The sequence below is a fragment of the Mesorhizobium sp. LHD-90 genome, assembly GCF_030929505.1.
Classification (GTDB): Bacteria; Pseudomonadota; Alphaproteobacteria; order Rhizobiales; family Rhizobiaceae; genus Kumtagia.
The window spans coordinates 1-21,618 of record NZ_JAVFVV010000012.1; the positions used below are offsets into that span (position 1 = coordinate 1).

General features: G+C 64.4%; 21 protein-coding genes and 1 tRNA gene. 11 read left to right on the plus strand and 11 right to left on the minus strand.

The window, feature by feature from the left end:
- Positions 1-280 precede the first annotated feature (280 nt).
- Positions 281-646 (plus strand): HNH endonuclease, encoded by a 366-nt coding sequence (locus tag RB623_RS30375; protein ID WP_374121695.1) that lies wholly within the window; start codon positions 281-283, stop codon positions 644-646.
- Here RB623_RS30375 and greA read toward each other — a convergent pair.
- Complete coding sequence (gene greA / locus RB623_RS17695; protein ID WP_308058237.1) at positions 643-1,137, minus strand: transcription elongation factor GreA; 495 nt, start codon at positions 1,135-1,137, stop codon at positions 643-645. The two genes, RB623_RS30375 and greA, sit on opposite strands and share 4 nt — an antisense overlap.
- A gap of 96 nt (positions 1,138-1,233) precedes the next feature.
- Between greA and RB623_RS17700 the strand changes: the two genes are divergently transcribed.
- A complete protein-coding gene (locus RB623_RS17700) occupies positions 1,234-2,613 on the plus strand; it encodes a TIGR03808 family TAT-translocated repetitive protein (RefSeq protein WP_308058238.1) in 1,380 nt (459 codons plus the stop codon).
- Positions 2,614-2,882: 269 nt separating this feature from the next.
- Here RB623_RS17700 and RB623_RS17705 read toward each other — a convergent pair whose 3' ends face one another.
- The 3 genes from RB623_RS17705 to RB623_RS17715 form a co-directional block, all read right to left on the minus strand.
- Positions 2,883-3,890 carry an asparaginase gene (locus RB623_RS17705; protein WP_308058239.1) on the minus strand — a complete coding sequence of 336 codons (1,008 nt, stop codon included), beginning with the start codon at positions 3,888-3,890 and terminating at the stop codon, positions 2,883-2,885.
- 44 nt (positions 3,891-3,934) lie between these two features.
- Complete coding sequence (locus tag RB623_RS17710; protein ID WP_308058240.1) at positions 3,935-4,423, minus strand: hypothetical protein; 489 nt, start codon at positions 4,421-4,423, stop codon at positions 3,935-3,937.
- A 99-nt stretch (positions 4,424-4,522) separates the two neighbouring features.
- Entirely contained in the window at positions 4,523-5,689 is a 1,167-nt protein-coding gene (locus RB623_RS17715) for an acetyl-CoA acetyltransferase (protein ID WP_308058241.1), read from the minus strand.
- Positions 5,690-5,883: 194 nt separating this feature from the next.
- On the opposite strand from RB623_RS17715, the gene betI reads away from it, so the two are divergent.
- The 7 genes from betI to betB all read left to right on the plus strand — a co-directional run bounded on the left by betI (position 5,884) and on the right by betB (position 12,962).
- Entirely contained in the window at positions 5,884-6,471 is a 588-nt protein-coding gene (gene betI, locus RB623_RS17720) for a transcriptional regulator BetI (RefSeq protein WP_308058242.1), read from the plus strand.
- Entirely contained in the window at positions 6,468-7,994 is a 1,527-nt protein-coding gene (betC, locus tag RB623_RS17725; protein WP_308058243.1) for a choline-sulfatase, read from the plus strand. Before betI ends, betC begins: the two co-directional genes overlap by 4 nt.
- 1 nt (position 7,995) lies before the next feature.
- Positions 7,996-8,640: a glutathione S-transferase family protein gene (locus tag RB623_RS17730; protein WP_308058244.1), complete on the plus strand. Its 645-nt coding sequence runs from the start codon at positions 7,996-7,998 to the stop codon at positions 8,638-8,640.
- Positions 8,637-9,626: a threonine/serine dehydratase gene (locus tag RB623_RS17735; RefSeq protein ID WP_308058245.1), complete on the plus strand. Its 990-nt coding sequence runs from the start codon at positions 8,637-8,639 to the stop codon at positions 9,624-9,626. Before RB623_RS17730 ends, RB623_RS17735 begins: the two co-directional genes overlap by 4 nt.
- Entirely contained in the window at positions 9,619-11,271 is a 1,653-nt protein-coding gene (betA, locus tag RB623_RS17740) for a choline dehydrogenase (RefSeq protein WP_308058246.1), read from the plus strand. The genes RB623_RS17735 and betA overlap by 8 nt, the downstream gene beginning before the upstream one ends.
- 63 nt (positions 11,272-11,334) lie before the next feature.
- On the plus strand, positions 11,335-11,481 hold the full coding sequence (locus tag RB623_RS17745) for a hypothetical protein (protein ID WP_308058247.1): 147 nt from the start codon (positions 11,335-11,337) through the stop codon (positions 11,479-11,481).
- A 17-nt stretch (positions 11,482-11,498) separates the two neighbouring features.
- A complete protein-coding gene (gene betB / locus RB623_RS17750; RefSeq protein WP_308058248.1) occupies positions 11,499-12,962 on the plus strand; it encodes a betaine-aldehyde dehydrogenase in 1,464 nt (487 codons plus the stop codon).
- A 95-nt stretch (positions 12,963-13,057) separates the two neighbouring features.
- Here betB and RB623_RS17755 read toward each other — a convergent pair whose 3' ends face one another.
- Complete coding sequence (locus RB623_RS17755) at positions 13,058-13,852, minus strand: hypothetical protein (RefSeq protein ID WP_308058249.1); 795 nt, start codon at positions 13,850-13,852, stop codon at positions 13,058-13,060.
- 328 nt (positions 13,853-14,180) lie between these two features.
- Between RB623_RS17755 and RB623_RS17760 the strand changes: the two genes are divergently transcribed.
- Positions 14,181-14,257 (plus strand) — tRNA-Pro (locus RB623_RS17760).
- Positions 14,258-14,765: 508 nt separating this feature from the next.
- Positions 14,766-15,104 (plus strand): hypothetical protein, encoded by a 339-nt coding sequence (locus RB623_RS17765; RefSeq protein ID WP_308058250.1) that lies wholly within the window; start codon positions 14,766-14,768, stop codon positions 15,102-15,104.
- 13 nt (positions 15,105-15,117) lie between these two features.
- On the opposite strand, the gene RB623_RS17770 is transcribed toward RB623_RS17765, so the two are convergent.
- The 6 genes from RB623_RS17770 to RB623_RS17795 all read right to left on the minus strand — a co-directional run bounded on the left by RB623_RS17770 (position 15,118) and on the right by RB623_RS17795 (position 21,534).
- The gene (locus RB623_RS17770; RefSeq protein ID WP_308058251.1) at positions 15,118-15,339 is read right to left on the minus strand and encodes a hypothetical protein; all 222 of its coding nucleotides are present in this window, start codon (positions 15,337-15,339) and stop codon (positions 15,118-15,120) included.
- A 175-nt stretch (positions 15,340-15,514) separates the two neighbouring features.
- Positions 15,515-15,766, minus strand: a complete 252-nt coding sequence (locus RB623_RS17775; protein ID WP_308058252.1) for a hypothetical protein — start codon at positions 15,764-15,766, stop codon at positions 15,515-15,517.
- Between the two features lie 309 nt (positions 15,767-16,075).
- On the minus strand, positions 16,076-17,695 hold the full coding sequence (locus RB623_RS17780) for an ABC transporter ATP-binding protein (protein ID WP_308058253.1): 1,620 nt from the start codon (positions 17,693-17,695) through the stop codon (positions 16,076-16,078).
- 2 nt (positions 17,696-17,697) lie between these two features.
- Positions 17,698-18,828, minus strand: coding sequence for an ABC transporter permease subunit (locus RB623_RS17785; RefSeq protein WP_308058254.1), 1,131 nt, complete (start codon positions 18,826-18,828; stop codon positions 17,698-17,700).
- Positions 18,821-19,744, minus strand: coding sequence for an ABC transporter permease subunit (locus RB623_RS17790; protein WP_308058255.1), 924 nt, complete (start codon positions 19,742-19,744; stop codon positions 18,821-18,823). Before RB623_RS17790 ends, RB623_RS17785 begins: the two co-directional genes overlap by 8 nt.
- 200 nt (positions 19,745-19,944) lie before the next feature.
- A complete protein-coding gene (locus tag RB623_RS17795; protein WP_374121701.1) occupies positions 19,945-21,534 on the minus strand; it encodes a peptide ABC transporter substrate-binding protein in 1,590 nt (529 codons plus the stop codon).
- Between the last annotated feature and the right edge of the window lie 84 nt (positions 21,535-21,618).

Consider the following 21,618-nt stretch of genomic DNA (forward strand, 5'->3'; position numbering starts at 1 on the left):
TGCTCGCGCAAAACCGCAATGATCTGCTCTTCCGTAAACCGCTTTCTCTTCATCAGTCCGTCCTTCAAACAAGGGCCGGACTCTAATCTCAACTGGAGGAAATTACCGGGGGCAGGTCAGCAGACACGCCCTGGCCGATGAACTCATACGGCTTGCAGACATTCCAGCGATCACCGAGTGGACAGAATCGCTTTGGGGCATCGGCGGTCCATGGAGCCGCCCGCGCACAGTCCAGAATCCTGTGCCATTTATCTCAAAGGATCTAAGAGCTTCTGTAAGAATGCCATCACTTACAGAAAAACGCGGATTACTGGCGCGAGATGGTTTTCATTGTCGATTTTGCGGAATCCCGCTGGTCCGCTCCGAAACCAGATCATTGATCCGCACAGTTTTTCCAGGGGCCCTGCGCTGGGGTAGCCTTAACTCGGAACAACACGCTGGATTTCAAGCTCTATGGCTTCAGTACGACCATTTGATTCCTCACGCGAGAGGAGGGACGAATGAGCCGAGCAACATGGTTGTGACTTGCGCGCCCTGTAACAACGGTCGTTCAAATCTTACGCTGGAAGAAGCAGGCCTCCTCGATCCGCGTTTGCGAGAGCCTCGTCTAACTCACTGGGACGGTTTGGAACGGTTTCGCGCCTAACCCTTATAAGATCGCGTGACAGCAATTGAATCGACCTCCAAGATCTCCCACGCCTTGCCGTTGACGCTCGCCTCCTCGCCGATTCCCTTGCCGAACAGCGCCTTGGCCATCGGCGAAACGTGGCTGATCGTGCCGTGCGCGGCGTCCGCCTCGTCCTCGCCGACGATCTTCCAGGTGTGCCGCTTGCCGTCCTCGCCCTTGAGCGCGACCGTCATGCCGAAGCGCACCACCTCGGAATCCGGTTCGGGCACGGAAACCTCCGCCGTCTCGCGCCGCGCCGTCCAGTAGCGCAGGTCGCGCGAAACCAGCGCAATGCGCTCGCGGTCGGACGAGCGCTCGGCCTCGCCGAGATCCTCGCGCAGTCTTGCAAGTTCCTTCTCGATCTGCGCCAGGCCTTTTTCGGTAACGAGATTACGGTGGGGGCTCACCGGCCGCTCGCCGATGTCGGCAATGGCCTCGTTGTCGTCTTCCCGGGTAAACGCTCTGCTCATCGGGCAAATCTAGGCCCGCGCCGCGCCGCCGACAAGCGAAATGACGGGAATGGCATGTGTCGTGCAACGCGCCTGCCGCATGCGGAATCTGTGCCGATGTTGAACAGGCGTCTCTTTCTGGCGGGCTCGGCCGGCCTCGCAGCGGCGGGCTTATGCTCGCCGGCGCAGGCGGTGTCGCGCGCGCCGGCCGGCATAGAGATGGCGACGTTGCGCGGCGCGATCAGCGCCGGCGAATTCGGCGTCGCACCTGACACGCTCGACGACCAGAGCAAGGCCTTTTCAAAACTCCTCGAAAAATCCGCAAAAACCGATACGCCGGTCTTCCTGCCGCCCGGAACCTACGTCGTTTCCAACATCACCCTGCCGCGCCGCGTGCGGCTTTCCGGCGTGCCGGGCGCGACAAGGCTGCTTTACGGCGGCGAAGGGCACCTGCTGCTTGCCGAAAACGCCGAGCACATCGAACTGACCGGGTTGGTGCTGGACGGCGCCAACCGCTGGATCGGCGACCATGCGCAAGGGCTCTGCGACTTCCGCCGCGTGGCGCAGCTCGTCGTCGACAATTGCCAGATTCTTGGCAGCGGCGGCAACGGTCTGGCGCTGGAAACCGTGTCCGGCCGCATCGAGCGCACGATCATCTCCGGTGCTGCCGAGTCCGGCATCTATTCGGTCGAGGCCGGCCGGCTGACGATTTCCGGCAACAGCGTGACCGACTGCGCCAATGGGGGCATCCTGGTGCACCGCTGGCAGGCGGCGGACGATTTCACAATGGTCATCAACAACCGCGTCGAGCGCATCGCCGCGCGCAAGGGCGGCACGGGGCCTTACGGCAACGGCATCAACGCGTTTCGTGCCGACAAGGTAATGATCGCCAACAATTTTGTCTCCGACTGCGCCTTTTCCGCCATCCGCGCCAACAGCGCCAGCGGTGTCCAGATCCTCGGCAACAATTGCAGCCGCAGCGGCGAGACCGCCATCTATTCCGAATTTTCGTTTCAGGGCGCGGTGATCAGTTCCAACATCGTCGACGGCGCCGCCAACGGCATCGCCATCGTCAACTTCAACGAGGGCGGTCGGCTGGCCGTTTGCTCCGGCAACATCGTGCGCAACATCTCGAATATCGGCCCCTACCCGTTCGACCGCCCCATCTTCGGCGTCGGCATCACCGTCGAAGCCGACACGACGCTGACCGGCAACGTGGTCGAGGACAGCGCCCGCTACGGCATGCAGCTCGGCTGGGGTCCGTATCTGCGCAACGTCTCGGCGGTGGGCAACGTCATCCGCAAGGCGAAGGTCGGCATCGCGGTAACCGTGGTCGAAGGCGTCGGCCCGGCTGTTATCACCGACAACATCATCGAGGCTACCCCCGATGGCGCCGTCGTCGGCTTCCGCTGGACCGAAACCGCAACCGGCGACATGGCCGCCGCCGGGACATCCGGCTACAGCCATCTGACGATCGAGCGGAATCAAGTTCGTTGAGTCCGAAAGCAAGTCGATCGCACGGTCTGAACAATGCCGAGGCCGCTTTTTGCGGCCTCTCGTGAAGCGGTTTGGCGAGTCCGCTTCCGGCAATCCGGCTAGCGCGTTGATCTGGCTCGATATTCCGGACTTCACGCACATTTTTGCGACGCGACTCGGCCGACACGCTCAGGCAGGCCACAGCGCTCTTCCGGGTGTCAGCGCAGCCAAGCGAATTGCAAGCAATAACAATGCCCTAGACAAACTCCCTAGACAGCCGGAAGACATCCTCAGGCCATCAGCGCTTCCGCCGGGCGCAGCATGCCGACCGCAACGCCTCTGCGGTTGAGCACGGGCGGCCTTGCCATCTCGCCCAGCCGTTTGGAAAGCGTTTCGTCGCCCTTCAGCAGCCGGCTCAAAACGGAGGCGACCATGACTTCCGCCGCCCTTTCTCCCCCGTCCGCGGCCTTCAGCGCGATGCCGAAGCCCAGTTCCGGCACGCCCGCGCAATAGACGCCCTCGGCGCCGATCTTGACGAAAATCCGACCGGGTGCGGCCTGCATCAGCCTTGTGTCGGCCCGTCCGGTGCCGGCGACATAGAAGGGTTCAGCCATGCAGGCTTCGGTCAGCCGCTTCGCCGCGGCGGCGCGTGCGGGCGAAAAGCCGTTTCCGGTCAGCATCTTGGCGAAACCGATGGCAAGATCCTTCAGCGGCACCGCATAGGTGGGGATCGAGCAGCCATCAATGCCGCTATTGTCCGAATCGTGCCTGGCGCCGGTCACCTCCTCCATCGCCTGACGCACCATCCGCTGCGAGCGATGGCCCGCACCGACATAACCGCGATGGTCGAAACCGAGATGCACGCAGGTGCATATAAAACCGGAGTGTTTGCCCGAACAGTTGTTGTGCAGGTCGTTCGGTTTGCCGCCCGACCGCGCCAGCGCCAGCGTCGAATCCTGATGGCTCGGCCAGTGCGTCCCGCACTCCAAAGCCATCCCATCCAGCCCTGCCCTGGCCAGCATCGAGGACGCCAGTTCGACATGCGCCGGCTCGCCGCCATGAGAGGCGCAGGCCAGCGCCAACTCCTTGTTTCCAAATGAGAAAGCATCCGCTGCACCGCTTTCGACCAGCGGCAGCGCCTGGATCGCCTTGACCGCCGAGCGGGGGAAAACCGGCTGGTGAACGTCGCCGATTTCGAGTACCGGCCTGCCGTCCGCGTCGAACACAGCCACCGCGCCGCGATGCAGGCTCTCGACGATCCCGCCGCGCAGTACTTCTACCAGCACCGGATTGGTCACGATCTTGTCTTCCCGTTGATTTCGTTCGGCAAAAGGGCGTTTTCCTATTGATCGAACGCGCCGTGAAGTATCTCGCGCAAACTATGCGGCGCGCTGCCGTCCGGCGCACCCATGAACCGGACGTCGTCGATACGGACTTCACCGCCTGACGAAACCAGGATCAGCGTGTCGGTCCAGCTCGCGTCCGGGCTCTGCCTGAAGGAGTAGGAAACCGGTATTTCGGTTCTTCCCGCGCGTTCCGTCGGGACTCCCGGCTGGCAGTTGTCCGGCAGGTCGGGAAAACTCTGGTAGGGGATGCCGTCGCCGAAGGGCGGCTTTTCGTCCGGCGTCGCCTCGGCGATGATCTTGTTGCGCGCTTCCGCCTCGGCGATCACTGCCAGCAGAGAGCGCGTCAACAGCGGCTTGACGGCTTCCGCGTCGCCCGCGGTTCGCGTCTTGCAGAAGGCCACGGCAAGCTGAACCGCGCCGTCGGCTGCCCATGAACCGGATGTCGCGGCAATGGAAAGCAACGCGCCAAACAACAGCGCAATCAAGGCTTTGGGTTGATTCCTTGCACACGCCATCTTGCCAGCCGATTCAACATACGACATCGCCGATACCGGCGATCGCCGCTTCGCGTCCGGCAGCGGCTTCTACCTGATCCGGTCGAGGATCGAAACGTAATTCGCCACGGCGGCGCCGCCCATGTTGAAGATGCCGCCGAGCTTCGCGTCCTTGACCTGGATGCCGCCGGCCTCGCCAGCAAGCTGCATGGCGGTCAGCACATGCATGGACACGCCCGTCGCGCCGATCGGATGGCCTTTTGCCTTCAACCCGCCGGACGGATTGACCGGCAACCGGCCGCCTTTCTCGGTCTGGCCCTCGGCCACGATCGCCGCACCCTGGCCGCGCGGCGCAAGGCCCATCGCCTCGTATTCGATCAACTCGGCAATAGTGAAACAGTCATGCGTCTCGACGAAGGACAGGTCGTCCAGCGTCACGCCCGCGGCCTTGAGCGCCCGCGCCCAGGCCTGCTCGCAGCCTTCGAACAGCAGGATGTCGCGCTTCGACATGGGCAGGAAATCCTGGACATGCTCGTTCGCCCGGAAGGCGACGGCGCGCCGCATGGAGAGCGCCGTGGTCGCGTCGGTCAGCACCAGCGCGGCGGCGCCGTCGGACACCAGCGAACAGTCGGTGCGCTTCAGCGGGCCGGCGACAAACGGATTCTTCTCGCTCTCCTGCCGGCAGAAGTCGAACCCAAAATCCTTGCGCATCTGCGCGTAGGGATTGTCGACGCCGTTCCTGTGGTTCTTGGCGGCGATCATGGCGAGCGCGTCCGACTGGTCGCCATGACGCTGGAAATAGGCGCTGGCGATCTTGCCGAACACGCCGGCGAAACCGGCCGGCGTGTCGCCTTCCTCGGGCAGATAGGAGGCACGCAGCAGATTTTTGCCGATCTCAGGGCCGGGCGTGGTGGTCATTTGTTCGGCGCCGACGACGAGCACGAACTTCGCCGCTCCGGCATCGATCGCGCGGATGCCCTGGCGCACAGCCGCCGACCCGGTGGCGCAGGCATTTTCGACACGGGTTGCCGGCTTGAAACGCAAGCGGTCGTCCGTCTGCAGGACGAGGCTGGCGGTGAAATCCTGTGCGGAGAAACCGGCGTTGAAGTGGCCGAGCACGATCTCGCCGACATCGTCCGGCCCGATGTCGGCATGCTCCAGCGCCTCGGCCGCCACCTTGGTGATCAGGCCCTCGAGCGTCTCGCCCTCCAGCTTTCCGAAGCGCGAATGCGCCCAGCCGACGATGCATGCGGTCATGGCAACCTCCCTAAAGTCACAGAATTGCGCGCGGCGTCGCTGGTGTCCAGAGACGGCCAGTCTGTTCAAGAATGAACGTTCTCGACCATACCGCAAACCGCGACAGTCCGCCATCGGCGCCAGCTACTGGCGCATTCGATTTTCATTGATTGACCGCTCAATAAAAAATAATCCTGTTCGCGGGAGAACGACCGATGCCGAAACTGGGAATGGAACCGTTGCGTCGCAGGGCGCTGATCGATGCCGCGATTTCCGCCATCGGCGACCGCGGCACGCTCGACGTCACCATGTCCGAGATCGCCGGGCGCGCAGGGGTGTCGCCAGCGCTGGCGCATCACTATTTCGGCGCCAAGGAAGACCTGCTGCAGGCGACCATGCGGCATCTGCTGGCCGATCTTGGCCGCGACATGATCGTTGCGCTCCGCCGCGCGCCGACGCCGCGTGCCCGCATCTCGGCCGTGGTCCGCGTCAATTTTTCGGTCGGCCAGTTCCGGCAGGAGATCGTGCATGCCTGGCTCGCCTTCTATGTCGAGGCGCAGCGCTCGGCGCGGTTGCGCCGCCTGCTGAGGGTCTATAGCCGCCGGCTCTATTCCAACCTGATGAGCGGGCTGACGCCTCTCTTCCAGCGCGCCGAGGCCGAGCGCATGGCGGAAGCCATCGCCGCCATGATCGACGGTCTCTATATCCGCCGCGCGCTTCGCGACGGCCTGCCCCATCCGGTCAGCGCCGCCGCGCTGGTCGAAGACTATGTCGAAACCAAACTGGCCGCCCGCAGCGCATGACCCGCCGTCCCAACATCTTGATCCTCATGGTCGATCAGCTTGCGGGAACGCTGTTTCCCGACGGGCCGGCCGATTTCCTGCACGCGCCGAACCTCAAGGCGCTGGCCACCCGCTCGGCGCGCTTGCGCAACAACTATACTGCCTCGCCGCTCTGCGCGCCGGGCCGCGCCTCCTTCATGAGCGGGCAGTTGCCGTCGCGCACGCGCGTCTACGACAACGCGGCCGAGTTCGCCTCCTCGATCCCGACGTTCGCGCATCATCTGCGCGCGGCCGGCTATTCGACCTGCCTGTCTGGAAAGATGCATTTCGTCGGGCCGGATCAGTTGCACGGTTTCGAGGAGCGGCTGACCACCGACATCTACCCGGCCGATTTCGGCTGGACGCCGGACTACCGCAAGCCGGGCGAGCGCATCGACTGGTGGTACCACAATCTCGGCTCGGTCACCGGCGCGGGTGTCGCGGAGATCACCAACCAACTCGAATATGACGACGAGGTCGCCTTCCATGCGACGCAGAAGCTCTACGACTATTCGCGGCGCCCGGACGGCCCCGACCGCCAACCCTGGTGCCTAACCGTTTCCTTCACCCACCCGCACGATCCCTACGTGGCGCGGCGAAAACACTGGGACCTTTATGAGAACTGCCCGGCGCTGGAGCCGCGAGTCGGGTTCATCGAGCGCGAGGATCAGGACCCGCATTCGCAGCGGCTCTACGACGCCAGCGACTACGGCAGCTTTGACATCACGACCGAAAACATAAGACGGTCGCGCCAGGGCTATTTCGCGTCGATCTCCTACATCGACGAGAAGGTCGGCGAAATCCTCTCCGTGCTGGATGCCACGCGGATGCGTGACGACACGATCGTGCTGTTCTGCTCCGACCACGGCGACATGCTCGGCGAGCGCGGCCTGTGGTTCAAGATGTGTTTCTACGAAGGCTCCGCCCGGGTGCCGCTGATGATCGCCGGCCCGGAAATTCCGGGCGGGCTGATCGAGACCCCGACGTCAAACCTCGACATCTGCCCGACGCTTTGCGACCTCGCCGGAATCGATATCTCGCAAGTCCTTCCATGGACGGATGGGGAATCGCTAGTGCCGCTGATGCGGGGTCAGGAGCGGCAGGCGCCGGTGCTCATGGAATACGCCGCCGAAGGCTCGCAGGCGCCGATGGTGGCGATCCGCGAGGGCCGCCACAAGTTCGTGTTTTGCGAGATCGATCCGCCGCAACTGTTTGATCTGGAATCGGATCCGAGCGAACTCCAAAATCTCGCTGCCGATCCGGCAAACGCCGCGCTGGTCGCCGGGTTCATGGCTAAAGTCCGAGCCCGCTGGAACATGGCAAACTTCGACGCCGAGGTTCGCGAAAGCCAAGCCCGGCGCTGGGTGGTCTATCCGGCGCTGCGCAACGGCGCCTATTACCCGTGGGAATTCCAGCCGCTGCAAAAGGCGTCGGAGCGCTACATGCGAAACCACATGAACCTCGACAATCTCGAGGAAAGCAAACGCTACCCGCGAGGAGAATGAGATGATCACCGTTTGGGGCAGAGCGACCTCCGGCAATGTCCAGATCGTCATGTGGGCGCTGGCCGAGCTTGGGCTGAAAGCAGAGCGTCATGACATTGGCGGCGCCTTCGGCGGCAACAAGACGCCGGAATACCTGGCGATGAACCCCAACGGGCTGGTGCCGGTGCTGCGCGATCGTGATGGTCCGTTCCTGTGGGAGAGCGCGGCGATCCTGCGCTATCTCGGCGCGACCTATGGCGACGCCCAATTCTGGCCCGCCTCGCCGATCGAGCGGGCTCGCGTGGACATGTGGGCGGAGTGGATCAAGACGAGCTTCGGCCCAGTGCTTGGAACGGGCCTGTTCTGGCCGATCGTCGCCACCCCGCCGGCCAGGCGCGACCATGCCGGCATCGCGGCGGCCGCCGAAAAACTCAAGCCGCTCGCGGCCATGCTCGACGCCCGCCTCGCCGACGGGCCGTATCTCGGCGGCGGCGACATCTGCTTCGCCGACATCGTCGTCGGCGCACCGCTCTACCGCTACTTCACGCTGGATTTCGACCGGACCGAGACACCGCACCTGCGGGCCTATTACGACCGGCTGACGGAACGGCCGGCCTATGCCGCGCACGTCATGGTTTCCTACGAAAGCCTGAGGGCTAAAGAATGATCCCCGACCTCGATCACCTCAAACGCGCCTACGCCGTCACCTCAGGGGCGACGCAGGTGACGCCGCTGCTGGAATCGGCCGCGCTGGCCCGCCAGACGGGCGCCGCGCGCGTCTTCCTGAAGCCGGAATCCCTGCAATGGGCGGGCTCATTCAAGGTGCGCGGCGCCTACTGGCGGCTGAAGCAGCTTTCGCCCGAGGAGGCCAAACGCGGCGTGGTCGCCTATTCCTCCGGCAATTTCGCGCAAGGGCTGGCGGCGGCCGGCGAGGCGCTGGGCATCCCGGTCACCATCGTCATGCCGTTCGACGCGCCGACGGCGAAGCGCGACGCGACGAAGGGGTATGGCGCGACGGTGGTGCTCACCGACCACGGCGAGCGGCCGCGCGAAGAGGTTGCCTCCGCCAAGGCGCGCGCGATTTCCGCCGAACAGGGTCTCGTGCTGCTGCATCCGTTCGACGATCCGGAGATCGTCGCCGGCCAGGGCGGAGCCGGCCTGGAAGCCCTCGACCAACTGGCCGCGCGCGGCGCGGAAGCCGATGTGCTGTTCTGCCCCGTCGGCGGCGGCGGACTGATCGGCGGTGTGGCGCTCGCCTTCCACTATCTCTCGCCGAAAACGGCGATCTACGGCGTCGAGCCTGAAGGTTTTGACGGCATGGGCAATTCGATCGCCCATGACGAGATCGAGACGATGCCGCTGGTGGCGCCGTCGATCTGCGACGGGTTGATGGCCCGGAGGCCGGGCGTCGCGCCTTTCGCCGCGGTGCGGGCCGCCGGCGTGCGCGGCCTTTCGGTGCGCGATACCGCCGTCCGCGCGGCCATGAAGATCGCCTTCGAACGGATGAAGCTGGTGCTGGAACCGTCGGGCGCGGCCTCGCTGGCGGCGCTGCTGTCCGGCGCGGTGGACGTGAAAGGCAGGACGGTTCTGGTCATGGCAAGCGGCGGCAACGTCTCGCTCGCCGACTTCATGAAGCACGTCGAAAATGCTTGAAGCCGACTTCGTCATCGTCGGCTCCGGCTCCGCCGGCTCGGCCATGGCCTACCGCCTGTCCGAGGACGGAAAAAATTCGGTCATCGTCATCGAATATGGCGGCTCCGATATCGGGCCGCTGATCCAGATGCCGTCGGCTCTGTCCTTTCCGATGAACATGAGCCTTTACGACTGGGGTTTTTCCAGCGAGCCGGAGCCGCATCTCGGCGGCCGCGCGCTGGTGACGCCGCGCGGAAAAGTGCTGGGCGGCTCGTCATCCATCAACGGCATGGTCTATGTGCGCGGGCATGCCGGCGACTTCGACCATTGGGCCGAACAGGGCGCGGCCGGTTGGGCCTATGCCGACGTGCTGCCCTACTTCAAGCGCATGGAGAATGTGCGGGACGGCGAGGACGGCTGGCGCGGCACCAACGGCCCGCTGTTCGTGCAGCGCGGCAGACGCACCAACCCGCTCTATTCGGCCTTCGTCGCCGCCGGCGCAGAGGCCGGCTTTGAACTGACCGACGACTACAACGGCTCGAAGCAGGAAGGGTTTGGCGCGATGGAGCAGACCATCCATCGCGGCCGGCGATGGTCGGCGGCCAACGCCTATCTCAGGCCGGCGCTGAAGCGCAAAAACATCCGCCTGGTCAACGGCTTCGCCCGGAAGATTGTGATCGAGAATCAACGCGCCGTCGGAGTCGAGATCGAGGCACGGCGGAAGGTGCAGGTGGTGCGGGCAAAACGCGAGGTCATCGTCGCCGCATCGTCGATCAACTCACCGAAGCTCTTGATGCTGTCGGGCATCGGGCCGGCGACTCATCTCAAGGCCAACGGCATCGAAGTGGTCGCCGACCGGCCGGGCGTCGGCGCCAATCTGCAGGACCATCTGGAACTCTACATCCAGCAGGAGGCGACGCAGCCGATCACGTTGCATTCGGTACTCAACCCGTTTTCCAAGGCGCTGATCGGCGCCGAGTGGCTGTTGTTCAAGACCGGGCTCGGCGCCACCAACCATTTCGAGGCCGCCGCCTTCGTCCGCTCGAAGGCCGGCGTCGACTATCCGGACATCCAGTTCCACTTCCTGCCGGCGGCGGTGCGCTACGACGGCAAGGCGGCGGCGAAATCCCATGGTTTCCAGGCGCATGTCGGCCCCATGCGGTCGAAGTCACGCGGCACGGTCAAGCTGCGCTCGCCCGACCCGTGGGAAAAACCGGAAATCCGCTTCAACTACATGTCGCATCCCGACGACTGGGACGAGTTCCGCCACTGCATCCGGCTGACCCGCGAGATCTTTAGGCAGCCCGCTTTCGACAGCTATCGGGGCCGGGAAATCTCGCCGGGCGCGGCGGTGAATAGCGACGAGCAACTGGACGCCTTCATCCGCGAGCATGCCGAGAGCGCCTTCCATCCCTGCGGCACCTGCCGCATGGGCCGGAAAAACGATCCGATGAGCGTGGTCGACCCGGAATGCCGGGTGATCGGCGTCGAAGGCTTGCGGGTGGCGGACTCGTCCATCTTCCCGCGCGTCACCAACGGCAATCTCAACGCGCCGTCGATCATGACCGGCGAGAAGGCCGCCGACCATATTCTGGGACGGCCGATGCTGCCGCCGTCCAACCAGGAACCGTGGATCAATCCGCGCTGGCGCGAGAGCGACCGGTAGCGGGCAAGCTGGCGCCAGAGCCCGATTGCAGCTACAGGACCAGGGACTCCGAAAGGCCCCGACATGCCGCAGAACAGACTCTATCTTATCATCGGCGCGCTGGTCGCCGTTGTGATCGCGCTCGGCATCTATGTGTGGCGTGAAGAGAGCAAGCCGGACGGCGTCGAGATCAAGCTCGACGAAAACGGCGTTTCGATCCAGCAGAACTAGCCCTCGCGGAGATTGCCGTGAAAGCCCAGCCGAAAGCCTCGCATTACATCAACGGCAGCTATGTCGAGGACGAGCAGGGCCGCGAACTGCCGGTCATCTATCCCGCCACCGGCGAGACCATCGCCACGCTGCACGCGGCGACGCCGAACACCGTGGAACTCGCGGTCGAGGCGGCGCGCGCCGCGCAGCCTGCTTGGGCGCGGCTGAAGCCGGTTGAGCGCGGCCGCGTGCTGCGCCGCGCCGCCGACATTCTTCGCGCCCGCAATGCCGAGCTGGCGCGGCTGGAGACGCTGAACACAGGCAAGGCGATCCAGGAGACGCTGGTGGCCGATGCGGCGTCGGCGGCGGATGCGCTCGAATATTTCGGCGGGGCGGTCGCTGCCTTCGGCGGCGAATACACCGACCTCGGCGGCCCGTTCGCCTATACCAGGCGCGAGGCGCTGGGCGTCTGCGTCGGCATCGGCGCATGGAACTACCCGATCCAGGTGGCCGGCTGGAAGTCCGCGCCGGCGCTCGCCATGGGCAACGCCATGGTGTTCAAGCCTTCGGAAAACACGCCGCTGACGGCGCTGGCGCTGGCCGAGATCTATTCGGAAGCCGGCTTGCCCGACGGCATTTTTAATGTCGTCCAGGGTTTTGGCGACGTCGGCGCAGCCCTTGCCTCGCACGAGGCGGTGGCAAAAATCTCGATGACAGGATCGGTGCCGACCGGCCGCAAGGTCATGGCGCTGGCCGGCTCGCTGATGAAACACGCCACCATGGAACTCGGTGGAAAATCGCCGCTGATCGTCTTCGACGACGCCGATCTCGAAAACGCCATCGGCGGCGCCATGCTCGGCAACTTTTATTCGACCGGCCAGGTCTGCTCCAACGGCACGCGCGTCTTCGTCCAGAAGGGCCTGCACGACCGGTTCGTCGAGCGGCTGGTCGAGCGCACCAAAAAGATCCGCATCGGCGATCCGCTCGATCCCGAGACGCAGATGGGGCCGCTGATCAGCAAGGCCCAGCACGACAAGGTCTTGGGCTACATCGCAATCGGCCGGGAGGAAGGCGCCGCGCTGCGCCACGGCGGCGGCGTGCCCTCGTTGCAAGGTTTCGAAGGCGGGTTCTTTGTCGAACCGACGATCTTCACCGGCGTGACCGACCGGATGCGGATCGCGAGCGAGGAGATCTTCGGGCCGGTCATGGCGGTCCTGTCCTTCGAGGACGAGGACGAGGTGGTGGCGCGCGCCAACGACACAGAGTTCGGGCTGGCCGCCGGCGTCTTCACCCGCGACCTGCCGCGCGCCCACCGGGTGATCGCCGAACTCCAGGCCGGCACCTGCTGGATCAACGCCTACAATCTGACGCCGGTGGAAATTCCCTTCGGCGGCTACAAGCAGTCGGGAATCGGCCGAGAGAACGCGCTCGACGCGCTGCGGCACTATTCGCAGGCGAAATCGGTCTATGTCGAGACCGGCGACGTCGCCAGCCCGTACTGATGCTTGATCGCGGGCAGCACAGATCGCCGCCACGGGGGCGGAAAAATCCGCGCCGGCCATCCAATCTTCGTTTTTCACATCCGGCCGGTCACGCGTCAGGACGTATCGGGAGTTTCCAGCGCGTAGACGGCGAGCGCATGGGCGTGCGCCAAAATCTCGTCGATCTCGCGGATGTTGCGCGGATGGGTGGCGGTGGGGTCGTAGCGCGACAGCCGCCCGCCGGGCGGACGCCCGCGCCGCAGCGGCGAGATGCGCCGGAAGCGTACCGCCTCGCGGCGTTGCTGGTTTTGCGCGCCTGCGACGCGGGCTTCCCTGTCCCGCGCCCGTGCGGCGTCGTGGCGGGCCTTCCAGCGGGCAAAACGTTGTGCCTGGCCGGGCAGATCGTCGAGTGCCGAGGCCAGCGCCTCCAGCCGCAAAACCAGCCGCGATGCATTGACCGGATCGTCGGGCGATGGCGGCGCTGGCAGCGGGCGGTATGGCGAGTCGTCAGCGAGCGACCTGATGCGCGGCAGGGCGTGCGCGGGTACATAGCGGCGGCGGACGCGGAGCGGATTTTTCAGCGGATCGAGCAGCGACAGGCTCGATGCGCGCAGGGCGGGTTTTGGACGTTTCTTCGGGCCGACCGGCATGAAAGCGCGCGGCCCTCGCCGGATCGCGGGTTCTTTCGGTTTGCGCGGGCGAAACGGCGGCAGGGTCACCACGATGCCGCGCGCCGCCGCGATGATCAGGCGCCGCGCCGCGGATTCGGCCGGACGCAGCAGTTTTAGGATGGCGCGGTGGAGATGGCGCGGCAGGATGACCCCATCGCCCATCCCGGCCATGCCGACAAGCATGGCGAGAAGACGCTTCAGCGCCTCCCAGTGCTTGTCGATCGCCGTATTTCTCTCCATCTCGCTGCCTCCTTTCACAGGCGACGAGGATTATCCCTCGCTCAGGCGAGAGGGGGACAAGTCGCGGGAAAATAATCCTGACAGATGCTGACATGGCAGAGGTGGGATGAACCAGCCGGTGCCACCCATCGGCCAGACTGACCCGATCTGCCCAGACGCCGGCGCGCTGCGCGAGCAGCCTGGCAGTCGGCGGCCAAAATGCAAAGTCAAATCAGCCTGTTAAAACCGCTTTTCGGTCTACCGGACAGCTATGTCGATTCCTGCTCAAAACCCGCCTTTTCACGCTTGCGGCTTTCGCAATCGGCGGTTATAAGCCCGCGTCTGGTCGCGGAGTGTAGCGCAGTCTGGTAGCGCACATCGTTCGGGACGATGGGGTCGCAGGTTCAAATCCTGCCACTCCGACCAGTTTCCCCAAATCCGAAATCCCTTGCCTGTCCTGGATACCGCCACCGGGATTCGTCCCCGAAACCGGGTTTGTTCTTGGTCTTGCCGGCGGGCGGCGAATCGGCTGCCGGCAAACGGTCACAACGTATCTTTCGCGCGTTCCGCAAACATGCGAACCACCCTGTCGAACGGTCGAAGCCGGCTATGAGGCTCGCCGCGCCGGGCGGCGTCCGGCGCTGGAAGATTCGGTTCCCTCGCCATTTATTGCCTTTGATATCTGTGCGACCGATTCCTGTACGGCCAGCGCCCGTGACTTGACAATTCCCGACTTTTCGACCCCGTCATCGGAAAAATGCAGTGTAGAACCACCTTCTGCCCGCGGAGTCACATGAGAAATTCTTCGGAAATTCACCAGAACAGACTCGATATTCTTGTTCGTAAGCTTGATCCACATGCTATTCCCCCAAATACCCCGATATTCTTCCCGCCCCGGGAGGCACGTTCACCTCAGGATAGGGCTATTTTGTAGGTGTCGTTCAGGACAAACACAAGCGCGATGTTCTCGGCGGCGCTGGGCGCGGCCAACGTCGATACCATCACCGACTTCATCGTGGCCGCCGATACGATCCGGCTCAACGACGCGGTCTTCACGGCTGTCGGCGGGGGGCTCGGCGCCCTTGCAGGCGTAGCGTTCCGGGCCAACACGACCGGACTGGCGGACGATGCGAGCGACCGCATCGTCTACGAGAGCGACACAGGAAAGCTGTTCTACGACGCGGACGGAAACGCAGCCGGCGCCACCGGCATCCACTTTGCCACCCTGACCGCGGGACTAGCCCCTGCCGCGGCCGATTTCGCGGTGATCTGACAGGCGCCGGAGGTCAGATCAGCGGCGGGTCGCGCTGGTCGCCGCGCCGCACGAGGCCGTCGTCATCCGGCCTGGCCTCGTCGGTGTTCGCGTAGCCGCCCTCGCCGGCATCGCCCGCGATGTTCGGGTCCTGCCCACTGTCGACCGTGCTCCGGCCGGTTTCGTCGCCGGTTCGACGCGGCCTTCGCGGCTTTCCGTCGGGCGTCAATCTGGGTGGGGTCGGCGTAGCGGTCATGACATGCCTCCTGCTTCTGGAGGCAAACGCAGCGCATGGCCGGAGGGTTGCGGAGGAGAATCGGGAGGGCGCGAACCGCCCTTCTGGCAAACGGGCCGCCTCCAGCGCTTCGGCTCAAAACAAGACACCCGCGCCAAGGCGCGGGTGCAGCTCGTTTCCGCCGGCTCCAGCGCTGTCAGCAACGAGCGATATAACGACGGCCGTAGCGGTCGCGGTAGTAGCACTTGCCCGGCTGGCCGGCGACGTTGCCAATCAGCGCGCCCGCGGCCGCGCCGGCGATGCCGCCGATGATCGCGCCGCCGGCATCGCCGCTGGCCAAGCCACCGATCAGCGCCCCGCCGGTACCGCCGATCACCGCGCCCTTTTCGGTGCTGGTGCACCCGGCAATGCCCGCTGCGATTGCAAGGACGATCAATACCTTCTTCATGGATGGAGATCCCTCTCTCTGTTCGACGTGGATCGTAACGTCCAGATCAGCGTAACGTTCCCAAGGCCTGGCCGCAAGGAGTGGCCGTAGAACGTGGTTAGGGCAGCTTGCATTGAGGTCGAGGCGCGACGGTTCCAGGCGCCGCGACTGCTCGCCACAGAGCCGTTACATTGCCGGGGCGAGCGGCACGATGCAGTTACACAGCCTTTGTAAAATTCAATCATTCCAGATGGATATGCCTTAGGGACCCGGCCTCTTGCCCCAATGCCGGGTCTCCTTTTCTTTAAGGCATGTCGCACCCGATCGGGTTCATCCGGCTGCGCGGAACCGGGTCTCGTCGACGGCGGCCGCCATCAGGGTTCGTGTGTAGTCTTCGGCCGGATGGTCGAATATGGCCTCGGTCTCACCCTGCTCGACGATCCTGCCCTCCTTCATCACGATGATGTAGTCGGCCATGGCGCGCACGACCGAAAGGTCGTGGCTGATGAACAGGTAGGACAGTTCGTGCGCCTGCTGGAGATCGCGAAGAAGCTCGACGATCTGCTTCTGCACCGAGCGGTCGAGCGCGGAGGTCGGCTCGTCCAGCACCACCACCCGCGGCTTGAGGATCATGGCGCGGGCAATGGCGATGCGCTGCCGCTGGCCGCCCGAGAATTCATGCGGGTAGCGGTTGCGCATGGCCGGATCGAGACCGACCTCGCGCAGCGCCTCGATGGCGCGGCGGTCGCGGTCGGCCCTCGACAGGCCGGGCTCATGCACGAGCAGGCCTTCGGTGACGATCTGGCCGACGGTCATGCGCGGCGACAGCGATCCGAACGGATCCTGGAACACGAGCTGCAGCTCGCGCCTGAGCGGCCGCATGTCCTCCCGGTCCAGCTTGGCGATGTCCTTCATGCCGAAGCGGATCACGCCCGTGCTGGGCAACAGGCGCAGCAGCGCGCGGCCGAGCGTCGATTTTCCCGAGCCGGATTCGCCGACGATGCCGATGGTCTGCTGCTGCCTGAGCGCGACCGAAATCTTGTCGACGGCACGCAGGATCATCGGATCGCCGGCGAGAAAACCGCCGCCGATCTCGAAAGTGACTTCGACGCCGCGGCCCTCCAGCACGATCGGCGCCCCGGGCGGCGGCGGCGCCTTGTGGCCGGTCGGCTCGGCCGCCAACAGCATTTTTGTATAGTCGTGTTTCGGCGTGGAGAAGATCGCCTGCGTTGCGCCCTCCTCCACCACCTCGCCCGAACGCATGACGTAGACGCGGTCGGCCAGGCGGCGCACGATGCCGAGATCGTGGGTGATGAAGACGATCGCCATGCCGAGTTTCTTCTGCAGGTCGGCGAGCAGCTTCAGGATCTGCGCCTGCACGGTGACGTCGAGCGCCGTGGTCGGCTCGTCGGCGATCAGGATATCGGGGTCGTTGGCCAGCGCCATGGCGATCATCACGCGCTGCCGCTGGCCGCCGGACATCTCGTAGGGATAGGACCGCAGCCGCCGCCTCGGCTCGGGGATGCGAACGAGCTCAAGCAGGCGGAGCGCTTCCGCATGCGCGTCCTTGGCGTTGAGGCCGCGATGCCTGCGGATCGGCTCGATCAACTGGCTGCCGATCGTGTAGAGCGGATCGAGAGAGGTCATCGGCTCCTGGAAGATCATGCTGATCTTCGAGCCACGGATCTTGTTCAGCTCGCTCTTCGGCAGGCCGAGCAGGTTGCGGCCGCGATAGTCGACCGTGCCCGTGGCGCTGCCGTTCGAGGCCAGCAGGCCCATCGCCGCCATCATCGTCTGGCTCTTGCCGGAACCGGATTCGCCGACGATCGCCACCGTCTCGCCGGCCTTGACGTTCAGGTTGATGCCCCTGACCGCATCCACCCTGCCGTCGAGCGTGCGAAAACCGACGCGCAGGTCCTTGACCGACAGGATTGGGGCTGCATCCGCCATGGTCAGCGGTCCTTCGGGTCGAGTGCGTCGCGCAGGCCGTCGCCGACAAAATTCAGCGCAAACAGCGTCGACACGAGGAACAGCGCCGGAAACAGCAGCAGCCAGTTGGCGGTGCCGATGTTCTTGGCGCCGACCGAGATCAGCACGCCCCAGCTCGTCATCGGCTCCTGCACGCCGAGGCCGAGGAACGACAGGAAGCTTTCCAGGATGATTACCTGCGGCACCAGCAGCGTCATGTAGATGACGACGACGCCAAGCAGGTTGGGCACGATGTGGCGGGCAAGAATCCCCGTGCGCGAGACGCCTAGAGCCTCCGCCGCCTGCACATATTCCTGGCGGCGTATCGACAGCGCCTGTCCGCGCACGATGCGCGCCATGTCCAGCCACAGCACCGCGCCGACCGCCAAAAACATCAGCACGAAGTTTCGGCCGAAGAAGACAACCAGCATGATGACGAAGAAGATGAAGGGCAGCGAATAGAGCACGTCGACGATGCGCATCATGATCTCGTCGGCGCGGCCGCCGAGGAAACCGGCCGTCGCGCCGTAGATCACCCCGATCACCACGGCGACCACGCCGGCCAGCAAACCGATCGCCAGCGACACCCGACCCGCCATAAGCGTCCGCGAAAGCATGTCGCGGCCGGTATTGTCGGTGCCGAACAGGAAATATTGCTGCTTGATCGCGGCGCTGATCACCATGGTCTTGCCGTCGGCGGATTTCTCCTCGACCCTGGCGTCGTCGAAGGTGTCGGAGCGATCGACGTAGCGCGTGTTGCGCTCGTCGATTTCGCGCGAGGAAGTCACCGTCACGAAGATGCGCTCGCCCTCCTGGTGCCATTCCTTCAGATCGACGCGCATGCGCTTCATCACGTCGGCCAGCGCCGTCTCGATCATCTCCGGTTTCGGATAGGCCGACAGGCTTGGCGGCGTGCGCACATAGTCGGCATAGATGGTGGTGTACTGGTGCGGCACGAACCACGGGCCGGCTATGCAGACCACCGCCATCAGGCCGAGATAGATCAGGCTCACCATGGCGGCGCGATTGGCCTTCAGCCGCGCCCAGGCATCACCCCAGAAGGATCGGCCACGCGTCGCCTCTGCCCGTGCGGCAGTTGCCGCGAGATCAGTCATAGCGCACCCTCGGATCGACCACGGCGTAGAGGATGTCGACGATGAGATTGAACACGATGGTGAAGATGGCGATCACCACCACCGTGCCCATCACCAGCGTGTAGTCGCGATTGAGCGCGGCATCGACGAAATAGCGGCCGACGCCCGGTATCGAAAAAATCGTCTCGACGATGATGGAACCGGTGAGCAGCGCCGCCGCCGCCGGTCCGGCATAGGACACGATCGGCAGAAGCGCACCGCGCAGCGCATGGTGCACCACCACCGACCATTCGGACAGGCCGAGAGCGCGGGCGGTGCGGATGTGATGCGAGCGCAGCGATTCTATCATCGAGCCGCGCATCAGGCGGGCAACGATGGCGATCTGCGGCAACGCCAATGTCAGAACCGGGCCGATCTTGTTCACGAACGCACCGTCGCCCCAGCCGCCGATCGGCAGCAGGCTCCAGGTCAGGCCAAAAAGGAGCTGGATCACCGGCGCGATCACGAAGGTCGGGATGGTGCTGCCTGCCGTCGCGGTGGCGATGACCGCATAGTCTGCCGCCCTGTTCTGGTACAAGGCGGCAATGACGCCCAGCGTCGAACCGACGAGAAGGGCCAGCACGAGGGCAGACGCGCCAAGCTGGATCGAGATCGGCAAGCCGTTGGCGAACAATTCGCCGACGGTGAAATCCGGAAGATTGTAGCTCGGGCCGAAATTCCCCCGCAGCAAATTCTTGAGATAGTTGAAATATTGAAGCCAGAGCGGGTCGTTCAACCCGAACTGCGCCTCAAGATTCGCCCTGATCTCCGGGCTCAGTCCCCTTTCCTGATTGAAAGGTCCGCCGGGCGCTACCCTGATCAGGAAAAACGCCAGCGTGACGATGACAAACAGCGTGGGTATGGCGGTGAGAAGGCGCCTGATCACATAGGACAGCATGAGCGCGTCATCTTGTCAGAGGCCGTTTGGAAATGGATAAGGCCTGCAAACGGCGCCTTGCTTCGATGCTGACGCACTTCATGCACGCTCCGCTTCGGTGCTCGCAAAACACCATTTTCGCTCCGCCCTGACCCATTCCCAAGCGTCTTTTAGCGACAGATTGCCGCCGCTCCCGTCCGAGAGCGGCGGCAGGTCCGCAACTACTGCTTGCTCATGAAACGCGACGGATGGACGTCCATGACGTTGTCCTCGAAGCCGGCGAGCTTCGGCGACACGATGTTTTTGTAGTTGTAGTAGAGCAGCGGCATGATGGCGACGTCATCGACGACCTGACGCTCGGCTTCACTCAGGAGCTTCATGCGCTCCTCCGGATTGCCGCCGGCCGCGGCCGCCTTGTCCATCAGCTCCTCGAATTTCGCGCTGTCGTAGTTGGAGTAGTTGTTGCCGCTTGCCTTGCGCAGGGTGCCCAGGAAAGTCTCCGGGTCCTTGTAGTCGGCGATCCAGCCGATACGGGCGGTGTCATAGTCGCCCTTCTGCTCCAGATGCGCATAGTGCGTCTTGGTGTCGGTGTTGAGGAGCGTGACCTCGATGCCGAGCGGCTTGAGCTGTTCCTGGATGGCGACCGCCGTGTTCTTGTGGTTCTCCGACGTATTGTAGCGGATTTCCATCTTCAGCGGCTTTTCCGGCGTGTAGCCCAGCTTTTCGAGAATCGCCTTCGCAGCATCCTCGCGGTCGATCTGCGACTTGTCGGCATAGCTCGCCATTGCTGCCGTGTAGCCGCTGATGCCGGGCGGGACCATCGAGTAGCCCGGGGCCATGGCGTTGCCCCAGACCTTCTCGGCCAGGAAGTCGCGGTCGATCGCTTCCGAGATCGCGTTGCGCAGCTCGGCATTGTCCCACGGCGCCTTGTCGGTCTTGAAGGCGTAGTAGTAGCTGCCGAGATAGGGTGCGACACGGATCTGGTCGCCGAACTTCGCCTTCAGGTCGGCCAGTTGCTCGGTTGGCAGGTCGTCGTAGCTGTCCAGTTCGCCTGCCTCGTAGCGCTTCATGGCCGACGAGCGGTCCTCGGTCGGGATGAAGTTGACGACGTCGATCTTGACGTTGGCGGCGTCATAGAATTTCGGGTTCTTGACCATCTTGATGTGGTCGTTCGGCACCCATTCGGCCAGCGTGAAGGCGCCGTTGGAAACGAGCTTGCCCGGCTTGATCCACTCCGCGGCGTCCTTTTCGATCGCCGCCTTGTTGACCGGATAGGCTGCCTGGTGGGTCAGCATCTCGAGGAAATAAGGCGTCGGCGCCTTCAACGTGATCTCTAGCGTGCCGGCGTCGATCGCCTTCACACCCAACTCCTCCGGCTTGGCCTTGCCGGTGTTGATCTCCTCGGCATTTACGATCGGATAGAGCATCGAGGCATATTCGGCGCCGGTTCCCGGATCTTCGAGGCGGCGGAACGAATAGAGGAAGTCTTCCGCAGTTACCGGGCTGCCGTCCGACCAGGTCGCGCCGGCGCGCATCTTGAACGTATAGGTCTTGCCGTCGTCCGATACGGTCCAGCTTTCGGCCGCGCCGGGGATCACTTCCGCCTTGGCGTCCTGCATGACCAATCCCATGAACAGGTCGCGCAGCACGTTTGCTTCATAGATGGTGGAGGTCTTGTGCGGGTCAACGGATTCCGGCTCGGCGGCGCTGCCGCGGTTGTAGACCACTTCGGCGAGGGCCGGCGACATCGCCATCCCGCCCGCTGTCATCAGGCTGGCGGCAAATACCGTCGCCTTGAGCAGATTCCGCATGTGCATTTGTTCGTTCTCCCAATTGGGTCGCGGCCCCTCAGCCTCAACCGTTCCTTGTCGGCGCCGGCGCTTCTGCCGGCGCGG

Coding starts and splice junctions, on each gene's coding strand:
- betC (WP_308058243.1), top strand. CDS start 6,468: ATGACCCGCCGTCCCAACATCTTGATCCTCATGGTCGATCAGCTTGCG.
- RB623_RS17780 (WP_308058253.1), bottom strand. CDS start 17,695: ATGGCGGATGCAGCCCCAATCCTGTCGGTCAAGGACCTGCGCGTCGGT.
- RB623_RS17785 (WP_308058254.1), bottom strand. CDS start 18,828: ATGACTGATCTCGCGGCAACTGCCGCACGGGCAGAGGCGACGCGTGGC.
- RB623_RS17715 (WP_308058241.1), bottom strand. CDS start 5,689: ATGACCGCATGCATCGTCGGCTGGGCGCATTCGCGCTTCGGAAAGCTG.
- RB623_RS17755 (WP_308058249.1), bottom strand. CDS start 13,852: ATGGAGAGAAATACGGCGATCGACAAGCACTGGGAGGCGCTGAAGCGT.
- greA (WP_308058237.1), bottom strand. CDS start 1,137: ATGAGCAGAGCGTTTACCCGGGAAGACGACAACGAGGCCATTGCCGAC.
- RB623_RS17730 (WP_308058244.1), top strand. CDS start 7,996: ATGATCACCGTTTGGGGCAGAGCGACCTCCGGCAATGTCCAGATCGTC.
- RB623_RS17735 (WP_308058245.1), top strand. CDS start 8,637: ATGATCCCCGACCTCGATCACCTCAAACGCGCCTACGCCGTCACCTCA.
- betI (WP_308058242.1), top strand. CDS start 5,884: ATGCCGAAACTGGGAATGGAACCGTTGCGTCGCAGGGCGCTGATCGAT.
- betA (WP_308058246.1), top strand. CDS start 9,619: ATGCTTGAAGCCGACTTCGTCATCGTCGGCTCCGGCTCCGCCGGCTCG.
- RB623_RS17770 (WP_308058251.1), bottom strand. CDS start 15,339: ATGACCGCTACGCCGACCCCACCCAGATTGACGCCCGACGGAAAGCCG.
- RB623_RS17700 (WP_308058238.1), top strand. CDS start 1,234: ATGTTGAACAGGCGTCTCTTTCTGGCGGGCTCGGCCGGCCTCGCAGCG.
- RB623_RS17790 (WP_308058255.1), bottom strand. CDS start 19,744: ATGCTGTCCTATGTGATCAGGCGCCTTCTCACCGCCATACCCACGCTG.
- RB623_RS17745 (WP_308058247.1), top strand. CDS start 11,335: ATGCCGCAGAACAGACTCTATCTTATCATCGGCGCGCTGGTCGCCGTT.
- RB623_RS17795 (WP_374121701.1), bottom strand. CDS start 21,534: ATGCGGAATCTGCTCAAGGCGACGGTATTTGCCGCCAGCCTGATGACA.
- RB623_RS17775 (WP_308058252.1), bottom strand. CDS start 15,766: ATGAAGAAGGTATTGATCGTCCTTGCAATCGCAGCGGGCATTGCCGGG.
- RB623_RS30375 (WP_374121695.1), top strand. CDS start 281: ATGCCATCACTTACAGAAAAACGCGGATTACTGGCGCGAGATGGTTTT.